Annotated in this window: 3 protein-coding genes and 1 pseudogene; 3 read left to right on the plus strand and 1 reads right to left on the minus strand. The window is 60.0% G+C overall.

All coding sequences use genetic code 11. The features are described 5' to 3' along the window. A pseudogene (locus OC610_RS23825) lies at nt 1–438 on the minus strand (glyoxylate/hydroxypyruvate reductase A); the annotation flags it as partial. 286 nt (nt 439–724) lie between these two features. On the opposite strand from OC610_RS23825, the gene gabT reads away from it, so the two are divergent. The 3 genes from gabT (at nt 725) to OC610_RS23840 (ending at nt 3,292) form a co-directional block, all read left to right on the plus strand. Further along, a complete protein-coding gene (gene gabT / locus OC610_RS23830) occupies nt 725–2,017 on the plus strand; it encodes a 4-aminobutyrate--2-oxoglutarate transaminase (RefSeq protein WP_264431340.1) in 1,293 nt (430 codons plus the stop codon). 84 nt (nt 2,018–2,101) lie between these two features. Next, nucleotides 2,102–2,758 carry an HAD family hydrolase gene (locus OC610_RS23835; RefSeq protein ID WP_264431342.1) on the plus strand — a complete coding sequence of 219 codons (657 nt, stop codon included), beginning with the start codon at nt 2,102–2,104 and terminating at the stop codon, nt 2,756–2,758. Between the two features lie 45 nt (nt 2,759–2,803). Then, the gene (locus OC610_RS23840; protein ID WP_008146530.1) at nt 2,804–3,292 is read left to right on the plus strand and encodes an Lrp/AsnC family transcriptional regulator; all 489 of its coding nucleotides are present in this window, start codon (nt 2,804–2,806) and stop codon (nt 3,290–3,292) included. The last annotated feature ends 40 nt before the right edge of the window (nt 3,293–3,332 follow it).

Raw genomic sequence — 3,332 nt, forward strand, 5'->3', positions numbered from 1 at the left:
CTGCTTGGCCTGCGTGCCGAGCCCCATCACACCGACCCGGCGCTTGGCGGCCGGCTGTAGCAGGTGAGCCTGCCAGCACCGGGCCGACTGTTGCTGGCGATAACGAAGCATGTCTCGGTGCAGCCCGAGCACGGCGAAACTGGCGTATTCGCACATGCCCTGGGTAATGCCGGGGTCGAGTAGACGTACCACTGGCAGGGAAGCAGGCAACTGGTCGAGGTCGAGCTGGTCGACCCCGGCCGAGAGCGCGAACAACACCTCCAGGTTCGGCAACAGGGTTTCGAGGTTGTCCGGTGCCTGCCAGGCAGCCAGATAGCGAATATCCCGCGGATCGCCGATGTCCGGCCAGGCACGCCATTCGATGTCCGGCGCGTGCTCGGCGAAGAGACGTTTCCATTGTTCACCGCGTACCGGGTCGGCTTTATAAAGCAGGGCCATGGATGACTTCTCACACTGGATCAGGAACCTCCAGCATGCCCGAGTGGCGAAGCAGGATGTTTCGAAAGCGCTGGCTTAACTGCCTGCCACTGCGGTGTTGAAGGCTTTTATCGGCAGATTCCATGGGGCCGGAGGCGGCTGATGGATTCTGCTGTTTGGCGGGGTGAAAACAGTCGATCCGAATTTCCCAGGGGCCAAGTTCGGCTTAGACAATTGCGTCGAACGCTTAACCTGTGGGACACATCGCAGCCGTTTCCCGGTTGCCTGGTTCACTGTGGGAGATGCCATGAACAGTAAAGTCGAAGAAACCCCGAACTTGCTTCGTCAACGTGATCAATTCGTACCTCGGGGATTGGTCACCGCGCATCCCCTGGTCATCGACCGGGCTCAGGGCGCAGAGGTCTGGGATGTGGACGGCAAGCGTTATCTGGACTTCGTCGGCGGCATCGGCGTCTTGAATATCGGCCACAATCACCCGAACGTGGTCGCCGCAGTGCAAGCCCAGTTGCAAAAGGTCAGCCATGCCTGTTTCCAGGTGGTGGCCTACAAGCCCTATATCGATCTGGTGAAGCGCCTGTGCGCATTGGTCGGTGGCCAGGAGGCCTACAAGGCGGCGCTGTTCACGTCTGGCGCCGAGGCGGTGGAGAACGCGGTGAAGATCGCTCGTGCCCACACCAATCGGCCAGCCGTGATTGCCTTCCGTGGCGGGTTTCATGGGCGTACCTTGCTGGGCACGACGCTGACCGGCATGAGCCAACCGTACAAGCAGAATTTCGGGCCTCTCGCGCCGGAGGTGTTCCATACGCCGTACCCGAACGCCTATCGCGGTTTTACCAGCGAGATGGCCTTGCAGGCCCTGAATGAATTGCTGGCGACCCAGGTCGCTGCGGATCGTGTCGCGGCGATCATCATCGAGCCGGTGCAGGGCGATGGCGGCTTCCTGTCCGCGCCGCCGGAATTTCTCCAGGCGCTGCGCCGCCTGACCGAGCAACATGGCATCGTGCTCATTCTCGACGAAATCCAGACCGGTTTCGGCCGCACGGGCACCTGGTTCGGTTTCCAGCACGCTGGCATCCAGCCGGACCTGGTGACCGTCGCCAAGAGTCTCGCCGGCGGCTTGCCCATCTCGGGCGTCGTGGGGCGTGCGCAGATCATGGATGCGCCACTGCCCGGTGGTCTTGGCGGCACCTATGGCGGTAACGCTTTGGCGTGTGCGGCGGCGTTGGCGGTGATCGACACTTACGAGCAGGACCGGTTGCTAGAGCGTGGCAAGGCATTGGGCGAGCGTTTGCGCCAGGGCCTGCTGCGCTTGCAGGCACGTTACCCACGTATCGGTGACGTGCGCGGTACCGGTTTCATGTTGGCCATCGAATTGATCAAGGACGATGACGCGCGCAGCCCTGATGCCGAACTCACCCAACAACTGATCGACCAGGCCAGGGTGGGCGGGTTGCTGGTGATCAAATGTGGGGTGTACCGGAATGTGCTGCGTTTCCTTGCGCCCCTGGTCACCGAAGACAATCAGATCGACGAAGCCCTGGCTATTCTTGAATCTGCGTTGTCACGGGTGTTGAGTTGATTCCAGGTCTCGGTCGGCGGCCAGTGACACTTCGCCGACCGAAGGCCTTTGGAGCACAGGGATGCATCACGGGAGGCGACACACATGCACCTGACTGATTATCGCGCGCTGTTGATCGACTGCGACGAAGTCCTGGTCGATCGGGATTCCGGTATCTGGACGGCCCTGCAACCGTTGCTCGAAAGCCATCCCGGCGTGCTTGCCCGGGAAGAGGTGCTGGCGGAATTCGACGCGGCGGTGCGCGGGCTCTATCCGCGCTTTTCCGAGCTGGGCTTCAGTGGCCTGTTGTGCTTTGCCCACCGTCAGTTGGCCGAGCGCCTGAAGCTCAAGGCCAATTGGGAGGAGGGCATGAGCTTTGCCCGTTCGGCCAGCACCTGGTCGCTGTTCGAGGACGCACCCGGGGCCATGTTGTACCTGCGCAAATTCTATCGGCTGCTGGTTTGCTGCGACCGTGATGCCGAGGACCGTGACGCGCTTTGCGAGCGATTGGGCATCGCGCCCGAGGATTTGCATTCCCGGGCCAGCAACCCGTTGGAAGACGAAGCCTGGTTGCTGGCGAACACGCTCCAGCCTGAGCACATCATGCAGGTATCCAAGGCCTCCGAGCGCTTACAGAAGTCGGCAGGTTTATGCCTGATCCGCCGTGGCTCGGAACTGTCCACCGAAGAACAATCCGCTGATTTCCACATCACCAGCATGGCGGATCTGGTGGCCCAGCATCAGCTATCTTTGCGACGTTGAATTTGCTAAAACCACTGTCACTGAACGGCAATAATGGGGTACCCGATGGAAGGTTTAATCAAACTAGACCGAATTGATATCAGTATCCTCGTCGAACTTCAGAAGGACGGTCGAATGACCAACGTCAGCCTTGCCGATGCCGTGGGGCTGTCTTCCAGCCCATGCCTGCAGCGGGTCAAGCGCCTTGAGTCGGCCGGTTACATTTCCGGGTACAGAGCGCATCTGAACCTGGCCAAGATCACCGATTCGGTGACAGTGTTCACCGAGATCACCCTTAGCGACCATAAACGCGAAGACTTCGCCAAGTTTGAATCCAACATTCGACTGGTGGATGAAGTACTCGAGTGCCATTTGATCAGTGGGGGCTACGATTACCTGGTGCGTTTCATGACGTGCAGCATCCAGCATTATCAAGAAGTGATCGAAGGGCTGCTGGACAAGAACATCGGTATTTCCAAATACTTCAGCTACATCGTCATCAAATCCCCGGTGCTCAAGGACGGGGTGCCGTTGCGCAGGCTCTTGCGCCACTGATCTATCGGCTGGTGAAGGAGCTCTGTAGGAGCTGCCGAGT

Origin of the sequence: Pseudomonas agronomica, from assembly GCF_025917275.1 — a bacterium.
GTDB lineage: Bacteria > Pseudomonadota > Gammaproteobacteria > Pseudomonadales > Pseudomonadaceae > Aquipseudomonas > Aquipseudomonas agronomica.